This window comes from Congregibacter brevis, assembly GCF_045689245.1.
In the GTDB taxonomy this organism is placed as follows: Bacteria; Pseudomonadota; Gammaproteobacteria; order Pseudomonadales; family Halieaceae; genus Congregibacter; species Congregibacter brevis.
This window is the reverse complement of sequence record NZ_CP136865.1, coordinates 1,682,986-1,703,257: the sequence shown is the minus strand read 5'-3', so window position 1 is coordinate 1,703,257 and position 20,272 is coordinate 1,682,986. Positions and strand designations below refer to the sequence as shown.

At 53.7% G+C, this 20,272-nt stretch carries 15 protein-coding genes; 7 read left to right on the top strand and 8 right to left on the bottom strand.

Going from position 1 to position 20,272, the window contains the following annotated elements:
* Window positions 1-45 precede the first annotated feature (45 nt).
* From R0137_RS07475 to R0137_RS07465, 3 genes are all read left to right on the top strand, one after another.
* Window positions 46-1,002 (top strand): LysR family transcriptional regulator, encoded by a 957-nt coding sequence (locus R0137_RS07475; RefSeq protein ID WP_407329989.1) that lies wholly within the window; start codon window positions 46-48, stop codon window positions 1,000-1,002.
* A gap of 103 nt (window positions 1,003-1,105) precedes the next feature.
* Entirely contained in the window at window positions 1,106-3,283 is a 2,178-nt protein-coding gene (locus R0137_RS07470; RefSeq protein ID WP_407329759.1) for a malate synthase G, read from the top strand.
* Between the two features lie 145 nt (window positions 3,284-3,428).
* Window positions 3,429-4,187, top strand: a complete 759-nt coding sequence (locus tag R0137_RS07465; protein WP_407329758.1) for a class I SAM-dependent methyltransferase — start codon at window positions 3,429-3,431, stop codon at window positions 4,185-4,187.
* A 61-nt stretch (window positions 4,188-4,248) separates the two neighbouring features.
* Here the strand turns inward: R0137_RS07465 and ald are convergent, their stop codons facing one another.
* The 5 genes from ald to R0137_RS07440 all read right to left on the bottom strand — a co-directional run bounded on the left by ald (window position 4,249) and on the right by R0137_RS07440 (window position 10,706).
* Window positions 4,249-5,364 (bottom strand): alanine dehydrogenase, encoded by a 1,116-nt coding sequence (ald, locus tag R0137_RS07460; protein WP_407329757.1) that lies wholly within the window; start codon window positions 5,362-5,364, stop codon window positions 4,249-4,251.
* Window positions 5,365-5,490: 126 nt separating this feature from the next.
* Window positions 5,491-6,369, bottom strand: coding sequence for a glycosyltransferase family 2 protein (locus R0137_RS07455; RefSeq protein WP_407329756.1), 879 nt, complete (start codon window positions 6,367-6,369; stop codon window positions 5,491-5,493).
* Between the two features lie 71 nt (window positions 6,370-6,440).
* Window positions 6,441-8,195, bottom strand: a complete 1,755-nt coding sequence (locus R0137_RS07450; protein ID WP_407329754.1) for a hypothetical protein — start codon at window positions 8,193-8,195, stop codon at window positions 6,441-6,443.
* Entirely contained in the window at window positions 8,192-10,111 is a 1,920-nt protein-coding gene (locus tag R0137_RS07445) for a hypothetical protein (protein WP_407329752.1), read from the bottom strand. Before R0137_RS07445 ends, R0137_RS07450 begins: the two co-directional genes overlap by 4 nt.
* 127 nt (window positions 10,112-10,238) lie before the next feature.
* A complete protein-coding gene (locus R0137_RS07440; protein WP_407329751.1) occupies window positions 10,239-10,706 on the bottom strand; it encodes a pilin in 468 nt (155 codons plus the stop codon).
* A 372-nt stretch (window positions 10,707-11,078) separates the two neighbouring features.
* Here R0137_RS07440 and pilB point away from each other — a divergent pair, with 372 nt between their 5' ends.
* From pilB to coaE, 4 genes are read left to right on the top strand one after another with little or no spacing between them, the layout of a single operon-like run.
* Entirely contained in the window at window positions 11,079-12,800 is a 1,722-nt protein-coding gene (gene pilB / locus R0137_RS07435) for a type IV-A pilus assembly ATPase PilB (RefSeq protein ID WP_407329749.1), read from the top strand.
* A 56-nt stretch (window positions 12,801-12,856) separates the two neighbouring features.
* On the top strand, window positions 12,857-14,074 hold the full coding sequence (locus tag R0137_RS07430) for a type II secretion system F family protein (RefSeq protein WP_407329748.1): 1,218 nt from the start codon (window positions 12,857-12,859) through the stop codon (window positions 14,072-14,074).
* A gap of 53 nt (window positions 14,075-14,127) precedes the next feature.
* Window positions 14,128-15,009 (top strand): prepilin peptidase, encoded by an 882-nt coding sequence (locus R0137_RS07425; RefSeq protein ID WP_407329746.1) that lies wholly within the window; start codon window positions 14,128-14,130, stop codon window positions 15,007-15,009.
* On the top strand, window positions 15,006-15,626 hold the full coding sequence (gene coaE, locus R0137_RS07420) for a dephospho-CoA kinase (RefSeq protein ID WP_407329744.1): 621 nt from the start codon (window positions 15,006-15,008) through the stop codon (window positions 15,624-15,626). Before R0137_RS07425 ends, coaE begins: the two co-directional genes overlap by 4 nt.
* Here the strand turns inward: coaE and mutT are convergent.
* Genes mutT through secA form a run of 3 tightly spaced genes read right to left on the bottom strand, consistent with a single transcriptional unit; the run spans window position 15,623 to window position 20,038 of the window.
* The gene (gene mutT / locus R0137_RS07415) at window positions 15,623-16,054 is read right to left on the bottom strand and encodes an 8-oxo-dGTP diphosphatase MutT (protein ID WP_407329742.1); all 432 of its coding nucleotides are present in this window, start codon (window positions 16,052-16,054) and stop codon (window positions 15,623-15,625) included. The two genes, coaE and mutT, sit on opposite strands and share 4 nt — an antisense overlap.
* A gap of 6 nt (window positions 16,055-16,060) precedes the next feature.
* Window positions 16,061-17,299, bottom strand: a complete 1,239-nt coding sequence (gene argJ / locus R0137_RS07410; protein WP_407329741.1) for a bifunctional glutamate N-acetyltransferase/amino-acid acetyltransferase ArgJ — start codon at window positions 17,297-17,299, stop codon at window positions 16,061-16,063.
* Between the two features lie 18 nt (window positions 17,300-17,317).
* Window positions 17,318-20,038 (bottom strand): preprotein translocase subunit SecA, encoded by a 2,721-nt coding sequence (secA, locus tag R0137_RS07405; protein ID WP_407329739.1) that lies wholly within the window; start codon window positions 20,036-20,038, stop codon window positions 17,318-17,320.
* Window positions 20,039-20,272: the final 234 nt, after the last annotated feature.

Below are 20,272 nucleotides of genomic sequence, written 5' to 3'. Positions count from 1 at the left end.
CATCATCGCGATACTGTACTGCTTAAACAGCAAACGGTTGGCCTCATGAATCTACACCGCATCGACCTCAACCTTCTGGTTTATCTCGACGCCCTTTTACGTGAGAGAAACGTCACGCAGGCGGCGCAGACCTTAAATCTGTCGCAACCAGCCATGAGCAACGGTTTGCGGAGGCTGCGAACGCTATTCGATGATCCTTTATTAGTGCGGACATCAGAGGGCATGACGCCGACAGAGCGCGCTCTGGAGCTTGAGCCGCTGGTGAGGGATGCGCTATCGCGCATTGATCAGGCTGTACAACCCCGCTCGGCGTTTTTACCCACCGAGGCACAGGGCGTGTTTCGCATCATGGCGAGCGACTACGCCGAGTCCACTCTCTTCCCCAAAGTGCTTGGTGAGCTGCGAAATCAGGCCCCGGGGATCACGCTGGACATCATGACACCCTCCGATGTGAGCTTCCTTGACGTCGAGCGCGGCAAAATCGATATGGTCATCAACCGCTTCGACTCCATGCCTCAGTCATTCCATCAGATCCCTCTTTGGGACGACAGCTTCTCGTGTCTCCTCAGTCCCAACCATCCCATCCTGAATGACTTTACCCTCGAAAAGTATCTTGAGTCAGACCACGTCTGGGTAAGTAAAACAGGTATGGGCGTCGGGGTCGGTGTGAACCCCGACGATGTGCAGCGGCTGGGGTGGGTCGATGCAGCACTGAACCGTCTGGGCAAGAAGCGCCAGATTCGTGTATTTACGCGCCACTATCAGGCCGCAATGACGCTGGCTGAACACAACGACCTCATTGTCACACTGCCAACCCGGGCCGCACTCCTGAAACGGGATAACCCGCGTCTTGTGCGACGGGATCCTCCCATGGAGATACCCCCGTTGGAGCTCAAAATGGCCTGGAGCCCACTTCTGCAGCACAACCCAGGGAACCGCTGGCTTCGCAAACTCATTGTCACCATTGCTCGCCAGATTGTAGAAGACGACCAATATTCATGAAAAGAATGATGGCGATCATTTCTATATTCTTTGGGAATTATACGCCAAGGACTAAGATACGCGGTTTACAACGTTCGTTGCGTCAATTGAAGGAGTCTCAGTCATGACTAACCGGGTTTCTCGCGCAGGCTTACAAGTCTCACCCGTCATCGCATCGCTATTGGAAGAGCAGATCTGCCCGGGCATCGACGTCGACGCCGCCAATTTCTGGAGCTCTCTGGCGAGCATTCTTGAAGACCTGAGCCCCCTAAACAAAGAACTCCTCGCGACTCGAGAAGATTTACAACACCAGATAGATGCTTGGCATCGGCAGCACCCGGGCGCCGACTACGATAGGGCCGCCTACAAAACGTTTCTAATGGACATTGGATACCTGCTACCCCAACCAGCACCCTTCTCCATCAGTACAGAAAATGTGGACCCCGAAGTTGCTACGATCGCTGGACCGCAGTTAGTGGTACCCGTCATGAATGCGCGTTATGCCCTCAACGCTGCAAATGCACGCTGGGGCAGCCTCTACGATGCACTGTATGGGACAGACGTGATCTCCGAAGACGACGGTGCTGAACGCGCCGGCGGCTATAACCCGGTGCGCGGGGCGCGGGTAATTGACTGGGCGCGAAACTTCCTCGACAAGCATTTTGCTCTTGAGAACGGCAGCCATCATGATGCGACGGCGTATCTCATTAGCGATGGCGCCTTGACGGTCAGGCTTGCCGACAAGAATGAAACTGCGGTACTTGCAAACCCTGATCAGCTGAAGGGATACCGCGGCGAGCAGGAAGAGCCAACGGCGGTTCTTCTCAAGCACAACGGCTTACATGTTGAGATTCAAATCGATGCCGCTAGCCCCATAGGCTCCGCGGACAAAGCCGGCGTCAAAGACCTGTTCCTAGAGTCAGCGATCAGCACCATTCAAGACTGCGAAGACTCGGTGGCAGCGGTAGATGCGGATGATAAAGCGGTCGTCTACGGCAACTGGCTCGGGTTAATGCGTGGCGACCTAAACGAGCAGTTCAGCAAGGGCGGACAGAGCCAAACTCGTACACTGAATCCGGATCGAAGCTACACAGCGCTTGACGGTAGCGAATTGGTTTTACCCGGTCGTAGCCTCATGTTTGTCCGCAATGTCGGTCATCTTATGACCAACGATGCGATTCTGGACAGCAAGGGTAATGAGATTCCCGAAGGCATCATGGACGCGATGTTCACCGCGGTCATCGCCATGCACGATATTAAAGGGGATAGCGGACTTAAGAACTCACGCTGCGGCAGCGTCTACATCGTTAAGCCCAAAATGCACGGACCCGAGGAAGTCAGCTTTACCGTAGAGCTTTTTTCGCGCGTCGAAGACGCCCTGGGGTTACCCAGAAATACGCTGAAGCTAGGCATCATGGATGAAGAGCGACGCACAACGATTAACCTCCGGGAATGTATCTACCGGGCAAGAGAGCGCGTCGTCTTTATCAACACGGGCTTCCTCGATCGTACGGGCGACGAAATCCACACCAGTATGGCCGCCGCAGCAATGACGCCGAAAGGTGACATGAAATCCGAGCCATGGATCGGCGCCTATGAAGACCATAACGTCGATGCTGGACTCTCCTGTGGCTTATTAGGTCGCGCGCAAATAGGGAAAGGCATGTGGGCGATGCCCGACCTCATGGCCGCCATGCTCGAAGCTAAAATTGGTCACCCGAAGGCTGGAGCAAGCACTGCCTGGGTCCCCTCCCCCACCGCCGCCACGCTGCACGTAACGCATTATCACGACGTTAACGTCGCCGATGTGCAAGCGCGCTTGAAAGATCGAGAACCCGCCTCCGTCGACGACATCCTCGCGATTCCGCTTCGTGGTGCAGCGAATATGAGCGCCGATGATATCCAGCGGGAACTGGACAACAATGCGCAAGGGATTTTGGGATACGTCGTACGCTGGGTTGATCAGGGCGTCGGCTGCTCCAAGGTACCGGACATTAACAACGTGGGCCTGATGGAGGATAGAGCAACCCTGAGAATCTCCTCCCAGCATATCGCCAACTGGTTGCTCCATGGCGTGTGTAGCGAGGCCCAGGTTAGAGAAACCTTAGAACGAATGGCGTCGGTCGTGGACCAGCAAAACGCACACGACCCCCTCTATCAGCCCATGGCGACAGACTTCGAGGGCAGCGTAGCGTTTCAGGCCGCTTGCGACCTGGTGTTCCTGGGCACCGAGCAGCCTAGCGGTTACACCGAACCCGTACTGCATGCGCGGCGGCGGGAGGCGAAGGCACTGAAGGCTTAACGACGTCTCTCCGTGGGAAGACACAAGATCAGGAAAAATTCGCCTCATAAGCTTAGGTATAGAAATGTCCAAGGGTTTGGCCGCATTGCTAGGCAGACTTCCTCATGAGCAGAAGAGAGCTCTGAAGCTAGTCAGGTATTTTCCCATGGATCTTTGGGACCGGATGACTAAGAGGGATCAAGCGCTGCCGCCCCGTTGGCTGCGCTTCGACAGCCAGAGCGACTTCGAGGAGATTGGTCTCCACTTGAAGAAGCTTTGCACCGAATACGGCGGCCTCACCCCCGGATGCTCGGTTTTGGACATCGGCTGCGGCGTGGGTCGCTTAGCCGCACCACTGACTCATTTCTTGGACAGCAACAGTCGTTATGAAGGCTTCGACGTCGATAAACAGGCTATAGCTTGGTGCCAACGCGCCATCGGAAGCCGGCATAGAAATTTCAACTTTCGACTAACCTCGGTAAACAATGAACACTACAACCCCGACGGCGAGGAGCGCGGTGAAAACTTTCAATTTCCCTACGAGAAAAACGCTTTCGACTTTGCCGTCGCCACATCAGTCTTCACACACCTCAGCACCGAAGACGCAAAGCAATACCTTCGCGAACTGAGTCGCGTTTTGAAGCCAGGGGCTTCAGCTGTGCTCACCTGGTATGTACTCGAAGACGCTCAAGGCACAGAAAACCAGGGGCAAGACCTGAGTTTTGATACCCCTATAGACGCTTTCAGCGCCACAGCCACCCCCAAGAATCCGCTTGCTGCGATGGCATTCAGACCAGATTTTATTTTAGAGACCATTGCCGATGTAGACCTAATTCCCATTGCCGATATATACCCCGGCACTTGGAGAGTAGACGAAGGGCCAACACACCAGGATCTACTGATCGTACATAAACCCACGTCTTAAGCTTTGATAAGACCCATCTAAACGGCCAGAAATGCCGGCCAATCGTAGAAACCCGCGCTGACTAGCTAAGCGCTTGCATAGGCGGTAAGTACTCGTAACTCAGGGCTTCAGCGACAGCCTTGCAGGTGATTTTTCCTGCGTGCACATTCAAACCGTCACGCAAGTAACGATCATCTTCGAGCGCGTTTTTTAGGCCTTTACTTGCCAAAGCAAGCACGTAGGGAAGCGTCGCGTTGGTCAGTGCAAGCGTGGACGTCCTCGCAACCCCCCCAGGCATGTTGGCGACACAGTAGTGCACTACGTCGTCTACGATATAGCAGGGATTCTGGTGTGTGGTCGGACGGCTCGTTTCAAAACAACCGCCCTGATCAATGGCGACGTCCACTAAGACCGCTCCCGGTTTCATCCGCGAGACTAGTTCAGCGGAAATCAGCTTCGGCGCAGCGGCTCCGGGTATTAACACCGCACCGACCACCAGATCTGCCTGCAGAGCATGTCTCTCTAAAGCATCCCGAGTGGAGTAAAGCGTCTTCATGCGGCCCTCAAACAGCGTATCTAGCTCCTTGAGTCTGCTAATAGAGCGATCAACAATCGTGACATCAGCGCCTAAGCCCATTGCCATGCGAGCGGCGTTCACTCCCACCACGCCACCACCGATGACCAGCACTCTGGCAGGCTCTACACCGGGAACACCACCGAGCAAAGTGCCGCTACCGCCCTGGGCCTTTTCCAAGCTATGACAGCCAGCCTGAATGGCCATGCGCCCGGCCACCTCACTCATGGGCGCTAGCAGAGGTAGCCCTCCTTGCGCGCTGGTAACAGTCTCGTAGGCAACTGCGCTCGCACCAGACTCAACGAGTAAACGAGTCTGCTCTGGGTCTGGGGCAAGGTGTAGGTAAGTGAACAAAAGCTGGCCGGGGCGAAGCATCTGGCATTCCTGCGGCTGGGGCTCCTTAACCTTTACAACCATTTCTGCAGTGGCGAAGACTGTCTCAGCGTCATTCGCAATAGCCGCCCCGGCAGCCTTGTATTGGGAGTCGTCAAAGCCAATGGATGCTCCGCCGCAAGTCTCGATAAGCACCTCATGCCCTGCATGCACTAACTCGCTCACTCCGGCAGGCGTCAGACCAATACGGTACTCGTGATTCTTTATCTCTTTCGGTACGCCAATGAGCATATGAGGTCACTCCGAGAAACTATGAAATTGCTGCGTATCTTATTCTCGCAATAGCAGCCGCGCCCTACCTCTTTAGGGTGACTCTTCCGAGTCACCCTAAAGAGGTCTGCCCTAAAGAGCTCTGTCTTAATCGTCATCCACCGCAACGTCTTTGTATTGCAGGTTTGTGAGCTGCTCGGATAAAAGACCCAAAAGAAAAATAATAACTCCTGAAGAAACCAGAAGAGCTGTCATATTCGTAAAGCGCCAGGATTCCGTAATCATTGCCGTAGCGACGTAGTTAAACACTCCAAGACCCGCGGTAAAGACCGAAAATGGAAAGTAAACTTTCAGCGGAGAATACAGCGTTCCAACCTTGAAAATAATTAGCAAGAAACGTAAACCATCGCGAAACAAACGTATGTGACCGCGACCTTGGCGCTTCGCGACTGTTATCGGCAAAAACCCGACGGAGTAGCCCGCCCGATAAAACGCCATGGTTGAGGTAGTCGGATAACTAAATCCGTTAGGTAGCAGATACAGAAAACTCAAAAACTTTCTGCGGTTCACCGCCCTAAATCCTGACGTGAGATCGTCAATGGGCTGACCGACCATCCAACTCGCGAAGCTATCGTAAAAAGCGTTCGCCCCCCAACGTGCAACACTCGCTTGGGACCCTAGTCCCGAGCGGGCGCCCACGACAAGATCGTAGCCCTCGTCATACCGGTAGAGTAAACGATCAATATCTGCAGGGTCATGCTGTCCGTCAGCGTCCATAAAAACCAGAACCTCTCCGCTTGCGGCTCGAGCACCACGCTTGATCGCTGCCCCATTTCCCTTACTGTAGGGCTGAGTGACGACCATCGCTCCGGCTTCAGCCGCGAGATCTCCCGTACCGTCCGTTGAACCATCGTCAACAACAATCACTTCCCACGAGGAGTTCTGCGCCAGCAATCGATGCACGAGACCCGCAATCGTTGCTGACTCATTTTTTGCGGGTATTACAATGGAACGAGTACTCAGCACGGTTATCCTCACTGGCAAGTTTTGGCTACTTATGGATTGCGCCGCTGCGCGTCTTACGTCTGCACAGACTACTAGTCCGGCAGGACTTGCTGCAAAATTTCTTCATATCGTGAAACGGGCTCCTGCCGTCCCAGCACTCGCTCAATTCGCAGCGCGGCCACCATCACATTTCTGTCAAAGCCGCTCTCAAAATCTGGTGATCGCCACGCTCTGGAAAAGAAGTCGGCAAGCTCTTCAAAGTCAAACTCTGGACAACGGTCAGTTTCTGCAGCGACTACGATTTTTTCAAGCGAAGTTCTCCCAGAACTCGACCCTAATTTCTGAGTAAGCTGAGCAGGGTACCACCCAGCAGGAACAGGTTTGTTGGCGAGGCAGCTCAAAGCTATAAATCTAACAATATGATCACTATCTGTTTCCGAGTCAGAGTACTTAGCCGCAAGTTTAGAAAATCGCTCAGCGCTCACTGTGTCTCCCGCACTAGCGGTGAGCACAGCCATAGCGATGTTCGCTCTGGACGACTCTGGATGCCCCGCTCGTTCGGTTAAAACTATAGCGGTTCTATCGCCCCAGATAGCCGATTGGGAGCTAAGATCAGCAGCTAGCACCACCAGCCAGATGGTGATCGCGACCATCAGAGATCTACTCGTCTGGGGATACTTTGAACCTAGATAAGCGCCAATAATGCCTAAGGAAACAGCGAAACCTACGCTAGGAAAGTAGTTTCGATGCTCAAAATACAGTTCGAGTGCCAGAAGAGAGGATTCAAGCGCATGAGCCGTAAAAAAGAAGACAACCCCGAAGGCGATGTAGCGAAAGACTTTGCGTGACCAAAATGCCAACAAGGTCAGAGCCCCAAGGGACATCGCAGTAACTGCCCACAACGTACTTATCGGGTCGAATAGTCCGCGAGAAAGCGGGTAGTCATCATGAGACAACCCTAACGTCTGGATATTCGGCAGGAAAAACTCATAGGCGTAAGACCAGAGTATTCGGGACTCTGTAAGCAAGCGTTGTCCAAGCGTGAACTGTCGTACTTCATAACCTCTAACAATCCACTCTGACGCGAGCAAACAGGCGACTACGCCAAGCAGCGCTAGTATTGCTAAAGCAAGCTTGGAGGTTCTACGCCAGCGCACCTGCCTCAGGTTTGGCTCCCCCCGCTCTCCCAAGAAAAACCAATCAAAAAGCAGTACGAGTGGCAAAACAACGACAGCGTTCTCCTTCGCTCCAATCGCCAATATCCCGCTGAGTAGAGTACCTATGGCAGGCCATCGCAAGCTGCGTCGATCTATATAGGCACCGCGCAGACTGAACCATCCATGAATAAAAAGCAGGGAGAATAGTGCTGCTAAGATTGCCATCCGTTGTACGTGATACAAAACAGTACTGACGTGCAGCGGTGCAAGCAGCCAAAAGGCAGTTGCAAACAGTGCTGCGGCACTCGAATCCAAGCCGACCATTCGAAGCGTTCGTCTTACAAGCATATACAGCAGCAGGCCTACGACACAGTGCAATGCGAGGTTAATGCTTTTGCCGACAAAGCTTCTGGGCGGACAGAACCAGTATTCTGCGTAAAAGGTCGCCATAGAGACTGGTCGACCAAGAGGCCCGGCATTGTTGTTAGAAACGTACTCCCAAAACCCAGGCCTGTATGACTCCTCGTTGGCGAAACCGCTTACTTCAGCACCAAAGCTCTGCTCAATGTTCGAAGCATCGTCGAGCAAAACCGGTCCGCTTAATCCCGGGTAGTAGAGCCAGACGCACACCCCAAGAAGGAGAAGCAGCGCAATGGTCGAAGTGAGCTCAGATTTGCTGCTGGTAATCACAAAGAAAGAATCCGGGAAATCACCAAGGAGAGTTTCGGGTACCGGCGCCTATCTTTATCCAGTGCGGCAAGGACAAGCATCTCGTCAAAGAACGCAGGGTAGTTCTCATCTTCGAGATACAGCAAGGCTCGCCAATCGCTGAGCCCCATACTCGTGGGCGAAGCCTTGGACCACTCCTGAACGAGCTCTGCTAACTCCCCAGGGGGCATGCCTTCATCGCGATAGTGCGCGATCAGTTCAGTCACTCCTGCATCAAAGTTTGCCGAATGTCCCAAGAGCGCATCTTCTAGATTGGATAGTTGGTCCGCAGAGGCGACACACACTTCTGCCCTAACGCACTGTAAGGTCTGAGCCACCGCTTTCACCTCGGTTACATCCAAAACGTTAGAGCTCAGCCCGTTAATGATCCTTGGCATCCATAGTGCAGAGACTTGTGACGACCCAGGCACACTGTGCGAGTCCAAAAGAAAAAGAGCTACGCTGGTAACGAGTTCTTCAGGCTGACGCTCATGAATTTTGATGAGCGCGTGCCGTGCCAACAAGGCGCGATCATCGGCGGTGATGTCAGAATTCGGAATCACGCCTGACACAAACGCACTCTTTACTTGGGTCTGTGCGTAAAAGTGACAAGACCGAACCGACAAGGGATGATTTTTGCAAAGGGTATCAGCGAGATGAGACTCATCACTCCAGACCAGCGCCCGAAGAAATAAGGGTAAAGCAAGCAGCGCCGGCACCACCCATAGCAAGCGTCTTTGATGCCCAGCGATGTAGCGGTCATTTATCTGGATCAGCAGTGCGCTCAAACCGATAGCAATACCGATGGACGGGAGGTAGTTGCGATGTTCGAACACCATCTCCAAAGGTAAAACAGTGGACTCAAGAGCATGACCAATGCACCACCACCCAACGGCGAGCGCTAGCAAGGGTTGACGCTTGGCATACCTCACAGCCAGAAGAATCGCTAGCAACCACGCAACGCCGGCCAGTGCCGAACTCACGGGCTGGAAAGCACTTGTGGACCATACGATATCGTCATGAAACAAGCCAAGCTGTCCGGGTATGGGCACCAGAAACCAAAAGACATACAGCCACAACAAACGTAGCTGAGTGAAAATTCTTTCGGTGATGGAGAAGTCCCGGGCTTCGTAACCCGCTTGAATCCAGCCGGGGTCAATCGTAAGCAGGGCCAAAGCCAATAGCACAGGTCCAATGAATACGAACATCGCAAGCGCGAATACAACGCGATGCTTTTTTCCAGCCACAATCCCGCCAAACCACGTCACTTCCAGCAGTGTAACGAACCATGGCAGAAGCGCGCCGTTCTCTTTGGAGTAGGCTCCCACAATCGTAAACACGCCCATCCACACCGTACAGGCGAGCATCGCATCCACGCTGGGGGCGACCGTAAGCCAAGACCTCCGGTAGTGCGCATAGACCAACATGCCAAGAAGGCAGAACAAGGTTGAAAGCTGCGCCATCCGTTGTACGGCGTACATAACGGTAGAAACCTGTAATGGTGAAAGCATCCAAATAGTTGATGCCAACAGTGCTGCAGGCAGCGCGAATTTTTGATAGCTCGGCCGAGAGAGAAACAAGGTTTTCGTCAGAAGAAAAACAAGGAAACCACAGCCGAGATGAATCAGGAGATTGATTGCTTTACTAAGCGTGGGAGTAATACCAAGGATGGCGGACTGGAGTGCAAAGCTCATCGCTGAAGCCTTACGCCCCAGCGGTCCGGAAGGCATGCTAAGGCCCGATTCTCTCCACGTTTCACTTTGCTTAAAGCTACCGTCCAATGCCTCGTTAGCAACTATGTTGCTCATGTCATCAAACAGCCACGGTCCGGTCAGAGCAGGCGAATAAGCCAGAACAACGAGAAGGAATGGGAGCAGGAGGAGCAGCCGTGCGTTCATCGGGCCTAAAGCTTCGACAAAGGAGCGGCAAACACCGCTGATAAACGAAGAAGGCCCGCTCTGCATGCAGAGCGGGCCCAGAATTCAGACACGATCCATCGATCGTGTCTATGTGTGCAAAAAGCTATTAACGGCAGTTCGCGGGCAAAAACCGTCCTTCTGCACCATTGGTACCGGGCTGGCATTCCCACTGCAAAGTGCGAGTATTGGGGTTGCTGGTGCCGACAAGCTCAAAACCTGCATCTGCGGTTGCACCGGGAAAGACACTCGCGTGTGCAAGCACCGAGATAGTAGGTACACCACCAGTCAAAGAGTAAGTCATAGACTCCACGATCAGAGTAGCAATCGTTGCTGTTCTTCCGTCTACACCGGCCTCAGCCAATGTTGCGGGCAGGTTACCGTTGGCAGCATAAAACTCAGCAACGGAGGTTTTTGCCTCAGCCAGCTTCGCCATAGGCTCAGACATGCGCGCTCGTACTGTGTAGTCCTGATATGCAGGCAGCGCGATCGCTGCCAAAATTCCTACAATCGCAATAACGATCATCAGTTCGATGAGCGTAAAGCCTTGCTGACGATTCATGTTTACTTTCTTCATTTTCACTCTCCAGATTATCAACTGCCCTTAGACGGGCAAACAAAAGCGGTCACATCACCCTGTAGGTAAAGCATTTTGTGGGCCAAACCTTGAAAATTTCTATAAAATAGTAATTAAATCAATAATTTAAAAAATATCGAGAGTAAGCTCAATGTAAGGATAGGCTGACGGCATCTGGCTCTAGCTCCCCAAATGAACCACTTACTGACATTTTTTGTCAGCCGCAAAGCCACTACGAGGCGTAAATGCGCCTAAAAAGTAGCATCTTGCCTGCACCTAAGTTAGACAAATCACCACTTTCATTACTATGAAGCACTTCAGCCGCGATAAACCTCCCGCTATACTCTGAAACTTCTTACAGGGCAGCTACGCATGAACGAACGAGTCAGCGGTAAACCCTCGGGCCTGGCAGGTCGACTAGTAATCGAGGGGCTTCTGGATGCCGACCAGGCATCAAAGGCGCAGGCCGCCGCAGCCAACGAGCGAATACCCTTCGTTCGCTACCTAGTTGATGAAGTTAAAATTGATAGCCACAAGCTCGCCGAACTGGCATCGCAAGAGTTCGGTGCCGCCCGCTTTGATATCAGTGCTTTTGATTCTCAATTTCTCCCTCAAGGCGTCGTAGAGCCAGAGCTCGTCACCAAGCATCATGCTCTTCCTCTTTACAGCCGTGGCAAGCGTCTCTTCATTGCGGTTTCTGACCCCACAAACCTTGCGGCCCTGGACGAAATCAAGTTCCACACCGGTCTCAATACCGAAGCTATTCTCGTTGACGAGAAGAGCCTACAAAAAGCGATTGCGGAATGGAGCGAGGCTCAGGACGACATCGGCGGCGGGCTCGACGATCTCGAGTCCGATGAGTTCGACGAGATCGATATCGGGGCGGTTGACGACCCGGGCGCTGAGGAGGGAGACGATAGCAGTAACGTTGACGAGACCCCCATCGTTCGTTTCGTAAACAAGGTTCTTGTAGACGCTATTAAACAGGGTGCGTCGGATATTCACTTTGAGCCCTATGAAAAAGATTATCGAGTCCGCTTTCGTACAGACGGCGTTCTGCGCGAAGTGGTTCGCCCGCCACGTAACCTGGCACCTCGCCTCTCCGCACGTTTGAAGGTGATGTCTCAGATGGATATCTCCGAGCGTCGCATGCCGCAGGACGGCCGTATCCAGATGAAGCTTTCGCGAAACCGATCAATCGATTTTCGCGTCAACACCCTTCCAACACTTTTTGGCGAAAAAATCGTGCTGCGGATCTTGGATCCTACAAGTGCACAAATGGGTATCGACGCCTTGGGCTACGATCCAGACCAAAAAGAAATGTTTATGAAGGCGCTGAAACAGCCTCAGGGCATGATTCTTGTGACGGGTCCTACTGGCTCGGGTAAGACCGTCTCACTTTACACCGGTCTCAACATCCTCAACGAGCCCGAGCGCAACATTTCGACGGCAGAGGACCCTGTAGAAATAAACCTCTCCGGCATCAATCAGGTGCATGTAAACGCCAAGGTCGGGCTGAACTTCGCTGAAGCGCTCCGTTCATTCCTACGTCAAGATCCCGACATCATCATGGTGGGAGAGATTCGCGACCTTGAAACTGCAGAAATCGCTATTAAGGCGGCGCAGACGGGTCACCTCGTACTTTCCACACTCCACACCAATAGCGCAGCAGAAACCATAAGCCGCCTTCTCAACATGGGAGTCCCCGCTTTCAACGTCGCGACCTCAGTAAGCTTGATCATCGCTCAGCGACTGGGACGACGTCTTTGCAAGGAGTGCGCAGCACCCGCCGATATACCTCATGACACGCTGATGGACGAGGGATTCACCGACGAGATGTTGGCGACAGCGACGATTATGAAAGCGGTTGGTTGCGACGCCTGTAAAGATGGTTACAAAGGTCGCGTGGGCATTTACGAAGTCGTGCGAATCACGCCCGAAATCGCCAACACCATCATGGAAGACGGGAACTCCTTGGAGATCTCACGACAAGCCCGCGCCCATGGGTTCGCGGATCTTCGAACTTCTGCACTGCGGAAATGTGCCGAAGGACTCATTAGTCTTGAGGAAGTAAACCGCGTTACGATTGACTGACACAAAATCTGGCATTATCAGGTTTTACGAGAGCGACAGGAGATAAGCCAAACACCATGGCGACGACGGCTACCAGCGAACTGTTTACTTGGAGCGGCACCGATAAAAACGGGCGCCAGACCAAGGGTGAGATTAACGCGCCGTCGCAAGCGATGGCGCGCGCTCAGCTGCGACAAAAGGGCATCAACCCACGCTCGGTGCGTAGAAAGCCGAAACCCCTCTTCAGCGCCAGGAAAAAACCCATTAAGCCAGCAGACATCGCCATCTTCACTCGCCAGATGGCGACCATGATGAAAGCGGGCGTACCGCTTGTGCAGAGCTTTGATATCGTGGGCGACGGGCTGGAAAATCCCTCGATGAAAGAGCTCGTTAGCGGCATCAAGAATGACGTTTCAGCGGGTGGCGGCCTTGCCCTTTCCCTAGAGAAGCATCCGAGACATTTTGACGAGCTATTTTGCTCTCTGGTAGGTGCGGGAGAGTCCGCCGGTACACTTGAAACCATGCTCGACCGTGTGGCCACTTATAAAGAGAAAACCGAGCAGTTAAAGGCAAAAATCAAAAAGGCTCTAACCTACCCAACCGCGGTCATCGTCGTCGCATTGGTCGTTTCGGGCATCCTGCTGGTCAAGGTTGTGCCGCAGTTTGCGGAGACATTTTCCAGCTTTGGGGCAGACTTGCCTGCGTTCACCCTGATGGTTCTGGGCCTGTCAGATTTCATGCAAGCGTGGTGGTTTATTATTGTCATCGGCATCGTAGCCACAGTTTACGCATTTAAAGAGGCGCGAATCCGCTCGAAGAGTTTCAGCGACTCCATCGATCGCCTAATGTTAAAGCTCCCTATTTTTGGGGGAATCGTTCATGATTCTGTGGTCGCGCGTTTTTCCAGGACGCTGGCAACTACGTTTAACGCGGGTGTTCCTCTCGTAGACGCTCTGGAATCCACAGCGGGCGCTGCAGGCAACGCGGTGTACAGCGAGGCTATTCTGCAAATTCGTGACGACGTTACTACCGGCTCCACACTCTACAACTCTGTAAAGAGCACGGGGTTGTTCCCCAACATGCTGCTGCAGATGATCTCCATCGGTGAGGAATCCGGTCAGCTCGACGAAATGCTGGATAAAGTGGCTACTCACTATGAAGAAGCCGTGGACAATGCCGTAGATAGCCTCAGCTCCCTGATGGAGCCAATGATCATGTCGATTCTGGGAGTGTTGGTCGGCGGCCTCATGATCGCTATGTACCTGCCAATCTTCATGTTGGGATCCGTAATCTAAGCGCGCGTAAGCAAAATTCTCCGCGGCCAGCAGCTGCCCTTCGACGACAGACAATGAGCCAATCTCCCATGCTCAGTGAGTTTTTGATCGAGTACCCCGCGTATTTTTACTTGTTGGTCGGGTCGCTTGGTCTTTTGGTTGGCAGCTTTCTGAACGTAGTCATTCTTCGACTACCAGAAATGATGCAAAGGGAGTGGCGAAGAGATTGTCGCGCTCTGCTTGAGATTGATGACGGCCAAGAGGCGACTGAAGAAAGGTTCTCGCTGGCCTTCCCGGGCTCCCATTGTCCTCACTGCCAGCACGCGATCAAACCCTGGGAGAACATCCCCGTTATCAGTTTTATAGCACTCCGTGGCAGATGCTCGAGCTGCGGGACAAGTATCGGCTGGCGATACCCGCTAGTAGAGCTAACCAGCGCGGTCGCCTCGCTGGTCGTTGCGTTTCACATCGGTGTAGAACCCGCACTGCTCGCCTACCTGCTGTTTACCTGGACGCTTATAGCGCTGGCCGTCATTGATATTGATACGCAACTATTGCCCGACGATGTGACGCTACCGCTGTTATGGGCCGGACTTTTGTTCAACGTGTTTTGGGGGCCCGTATTGCCGGTTGACGCCATCATAGGCGCCGCCGCGGGCTATCTTTTACTGTGGACTATTTATTGGGCCTTCAAACTCGCCACTGGTAAGGAGGGCATGGGTTACGGTGACTTTAAACTGCTGGCCGCTCTCGGCGCATGGCTTGGATGGCAAAGCCTGCCGATCATCATTCTGCTTTCATCTGCAGTAGGCGCTGTCCTGGGAATTCTCATCATTGCTGTGCAAGGGAAAGATCGCTCTAGCCCCCTACCGTTTGGTCCCTATCTAGCTGCGGCGGGATGGATAAGTCTGCTCTGGGGCGGCGCACTCTCAGCAATACTCCTTGGCAGCCCATGACCAATCCCCTTCGCGTCGGTATAACCGGTGGTATCGGTAGTGGCAAAAGTGCTGTTACCGACCGACTACTCCCTCTTGGTGTGCATATTGTGGATGCAGACATTGTCGCTAGGGAGGTAGTAGAAGCGGGCAGCCCCGCACTCAGGGCGATCGCTCGTCGCTTCGGAGAAGAGATCCTTCTGGACGATGGGACTCTGGATCGTGCGGCATTGAGGCGCATTGTGTTCTCCGATCCAAAGGAGCGGCAGTGGCTGGAGGCGCTTACTCACCCGCTGATAGGACAGAGCATCGCCCAACAGCTCGCCGAAGCCACATCACCCTACGCGGTACTAAGCTCCCCTTTATTGCTGGAGGGTTCGCAAAGTGAATTCGTAGAGCACGTAGTGGTCGTCGATGTTCCCGAATCGACTCAAGTCGCACGAACGATTACACGCGACAGCAACAGCGAGGAACTTGTGCGCTCCATAATGGCTGCACAGATGTCTCGTGAGAATCGCTTAGCAAAGGCAGACAGCGTGATAGACAACAACGGAAGCCTAGAGAACCTTGACGCTCAGGTAATGGACCTGCACGAAAGACTTTTAGCTCTCGCGACCAGCAGCAGTGCTGAGGCTTAACGCGCTCCGCTTACAAGGGCGCGCACAATAGCTCCATTGGCTTCGGGAAAGGCATAATCACCGAGTTCTGAAACACCGACCCAGCGCATGGGTTGCCCCTCACAGGGCGAGGGCTCGCCCTCGAACTCAGTCACGCAATGAACATCAAGCAAAACCCGCTTATCGCCGTAGTCATGCTCAATCCTCAGAAGAGCGTGGTGCGCAGATACCTCAATACCCAACTCTTCACGAAGCTCCCGCAGCAAGGCGCCGGAGAGGCTTTCTCCTGACTCAAGCTTACCCCCGGGAAACTCCCAGAGCCCCCCTTGATGGCTATCAGCATGTCGTTGGGTGAGCAAAACCTGCTCGTCATCCCCAAGAATAACGGCGACCGCAACATGCACCAAAGCCGATACATCGTCGGCGCCCATTCTAGAGTTATCAGACACGCCCTTCTAACTCCGATACTCGGCGTTGATACGTACGTAGTCATAGGAAAAATCTGATGTCCAGACAGAAGTACGAGCTGAACCGCGCCCAAGCTCTATTCCCAGTTTTAATTCTGCACCAGCCATCAGCCGTGCAACATCGGATTCGACGTAGTCCTTTGAACGCGCGCCCTTTTCGGCAATGATCAAATCGTTGATAAAAACACGCACCCCGGTAACGTCGAGTTTCGACAGGCCCGACCTACCGATCGCCGCAAGTACCCGCCCCCAATTTGGGTCCCCGGCAAACAGCGCAGTTTTTACCAAAGGCGAGTGAGCAATAGTAAAGGCCACATCCAAACACTCCTGTTCATCCGCTCCGCCGCTCACATCAATCTCAACGAACTTGCTCGCGCCCTCTCCGTCCCTCACCAAACCTTGGGCGAGCTCAATACACAGAGATTCCAGCGCCATCGCAAGCGCCAAAGCCAACTCGGAATTAGGATCGTCACACAGCGAGTCGCCGCTGGCACCGGTCGCAGCAAGAACGACAGCGTCGTTAGTGGACGTATCCCCATCCACGGTGATCCTATGAAAGGAACCCTCCACAGCACGACGAAGCAAGATATCCAACACCCGGTCGGCAATAGGGGCATCGGTAGCCAAAAAGGACAGCATTGTCGCCAGATGCGGACGAAGCATCCCGGCACCCTTCGCTATGCCGGTGAGTACATAGCTCTTACCGTTTGCAGAGAACTCTCGGGAACCCGCTTTTGGACGCGTATCGGTGGTCATAATACCGATAGCGGCTGCATCCCAGTGCCTGGGAGAGCGCTGCACAAACAACTCAGGTAGCGCCGCAGTTAATCTTTCCACAGGCAGATCTTCGCCGATGACGCCTGTAGAAAAGGGCAACACTTCATTCGGATTTAATCCAAGGAGTGCTGCAGCGTCATCACAGGTGCGGCGTGCCACTTCCATTCCTGGCTCACCGGTCCCGGCATTGGCATTGCCGGTATTAATGAGCAGCAAGCGTGGTTTGAATTGGGATTGAAGAAGATGCTCCCGCGCGACGATGACCGGTGCTGCGCAAAAGGCGTTTCGGGTAAAGACCGCAGCGGCAGTGGTACCTTCAATAAAGCTCAGCGCTACAAGGTCGCGGCGATCCGGGTAACGGATCCCCGCCTCGACAGCTGCAACTGTGACTCCAGGGACCGGAAGCAGCCTGGAGACACTCTCGAAGCCTTCAGAGTCCGTAGAGGTCATTACCCGTGGGAGAGGCGCTTAGAGCGCACCGTGACATTGCTTGTACTTTTTGCCGCTACCGCAGGGGCAAGGATCGTTACGACCCACTTTAGGCTCGCTACGGGTGATCGGCTGCGCAGGAGGAGCCTCAGCCTGTTCCGAATTAGGGGCGTCAGCAGGTTGCGCCGGTGCCATACCGGATGCCTGCGCATGTTGAAACGCCAACTTAGCCTGCTCTGCTTCGTGGCGACGTTGCTGCTCGATCAGTTCAGCCTCATTCTTCTTCTGAATTTGCACGTGACTGAGAAACTTCACGACCTCGTACTTAAGACTGGAGAGCAGTTCCTGAAACAGCTCAAATGACTCTCGCTTGTACTCCTGTTTAGGATTCTTTTGAGCGTAGGCACGAAGATGAATACCTTGCCGCAGATGATCCATGGTTGCGAGGTGTTCTTTCCAGAGCGTGTCCAAAACCTGCAGCATTATCTGCTTTTCAATACGCAGCATGTCGGGGCCAACGTTCTCGCCCTTAAGGTCATAGGCCTGCTGTATCTCCGCCAGAACACGCTCGCGAATGGCGTCTTCGTGGAGCTTGTCATCTTCTTCCAACCACTGCTGAATCGGCAATGTTATGGCGAACTCTGCCTCAAGCTGGCGTTCGAGCCCTGGCACGTCCCACTGCTCTTCGACGCTCATAGGAGGGATGAAACTGTCGATAGCCTGATTCACAACATCGTGACGAATAGCCGTGATCGTGTCGGAGATCTCAGCCTCCGTCAGTAGGTCGTTGCGTTGCTGGTAGATGATCTGACGCTGATCGTTCGCAACGTCATCGTACTCTAGCAACTGCTTGCGGATATCAAAGTTGCGTCCCTCGACCTTGCGCTGGGCCTTCTCGATCGCATTGGTAACCATGCGATGCTCAATAGCCTCACCTTTTTCCATGCCCAAAGCCTGCATGAAGTTCTTAACGCGATCAGAAGCAAAGATGCGCATGAGGTTATCTTCAAGGGAGAGATAAAAGCGTGACACTCCAGGATCACCCTGACGTCCCGCACGCCCCCTCAACTGATTATCGATGCGGCGAGACTCGTGGCGCTCGGTACCAAGAATATGCAAGCCGCCCGCCTCGAGAACCTTGGCGTGCCGCTCTTCCCAATCCGCCTGCATCGCTTCGCGTTGTTCGTCGCTGATGTCCCCGGCTTGACGCAGCTCGGCTTCGAGGTTTCCGCCCAGAACAATATCTGTGCCTCGGCCGGCCATGTTGGTTGCGATGGTCACGACGCCAGGACGCCCCGCCTGAGCAATAATTTCCGCTTCCTGCTCGTGATACTTCGCATTCAATACTTTATGAGCTACTCCCGACTTCTTAAAGCGAGCAGACAGCTCCTCGGAGGTTTCCACTGAAGCGGTTCCGACCAGTGCGGGCGCACCAATCTCCATGCAGTGCTTAACATCCTCAACGATGGCGTCCAGCTTCTCCTCGCTGGTCAAGTACACAAGGTCGTTCATGTCCTTGCGAACCATATCCTTGTTTGTCGGTATCACGACCACCTCAAGGCCGTAAATCTGCCGAAACTCAAAAGCTTCGGTGTCCGCTGTGCCCGTCATGCCTGAAAGTTTGTCGTAGAGCCGGAAGTAATTCTGGAATGTTGTCGATGCGAGGGTTTGACTCTCGCTTTGAATTTCCACAGCTTCTTTAGCTTCAATAGCCTGGTGGAGACCTTCGGAAAGACGACGACCCGGCATAGTCCGCCCTGTGTGCTCGTCGATGAGCACCACCTGCCCGCCTTGTACGATGTACTCCACATCGCGACTAAACATCACATGGGCTCGCAAGCCTGTGTGCACATGATGAAGAAGAGACAGGTTGGTCGATGCGTAAAGGCTATCTCCCTCTTCGAGCATACCCTCGCGTACCAGCATTTCCTCTACAAATTCATGCCCGGATTCCGTCAGCTCTACCTGACGTAGCTTTTCGTCGACCGTATAGTGCCCGTCCTGCCCCTCGTCTTCGCGCTGCAATGAAGGCACGAGCTTGTTGATGCGCTTGTAAAGCTCTGAGCTATCCTGGGCTGCACCAGAGATAATGAGCGGAGTCCGCGCTTCGTCAATGAGGATGGAATCCACTTCGTCGACGATGGCAAAACTGAGGTCCCCTTGCATTTTGTCCTCAAGAGAGAACGCCATGTTGTCGCGAAGATAATCAAAGCCAAACTCATTGTTAGTGCCGTAAATCACATCGGATTGATACGCGTTGCGCTTTTCTTCGGGGGTCTGTCCAGAGCGAACCACGCCAACGCTAAGTCCCAGGAAGTTGTACAGCGGCGACATCCATTGGGCGTCTCGACCAGCGAGGTAATCATTCACAGTAATGAGATGTACCGCGCTGCCGCTCAGTGCATTCAGATAGGCCGCCAAGGTCGCTACCAGCGTCTTTCCCTCACCGGTGCGCTGCTCTGCGATGCGCCCTTCGTGAAGAGTCATACCACCGACGAGCTGCACGTCAAAATGGCGCATACCCATAACCCGTTTACCCGCCTCCCGCGCTACGGCGAAGGCCTCGGGAAGAATTTTGTCGAGGGTCTCTCCCGAGCTCAGACGCTCACGAAACTCTCCGGTTTTAGCCGCAAGAGCCTCGTCATCCAACGCTTGCATGCCTTCTTCCATCGCATTGATCTGGCGGACCACCTTGCGCATGCGCTTAAGCTCGCGATCGTTGCGTGTACCAAAAACTTTTTTAAGAGCAGAGTTAATCATTAAATCGTTGCGCCGCTGCCGACCATAGGTCTGTGCAGTCCATCAGTGTGTGGCTCCCGGCAAGTCGTTCGGAACGGCTGGTGCCTGAGTCCGAAAATGCCCTGGTGCTGCACAAAGCCGTGCTTCGTGATGCATCCGGGAAAATAAAAAGTATGTCGGCTATTCATGGGGCCAATCGCCCACAAATCAAGCCTTACCGAGCGCTAATGAAGCAAAAAAACCGGCGCGAAATTG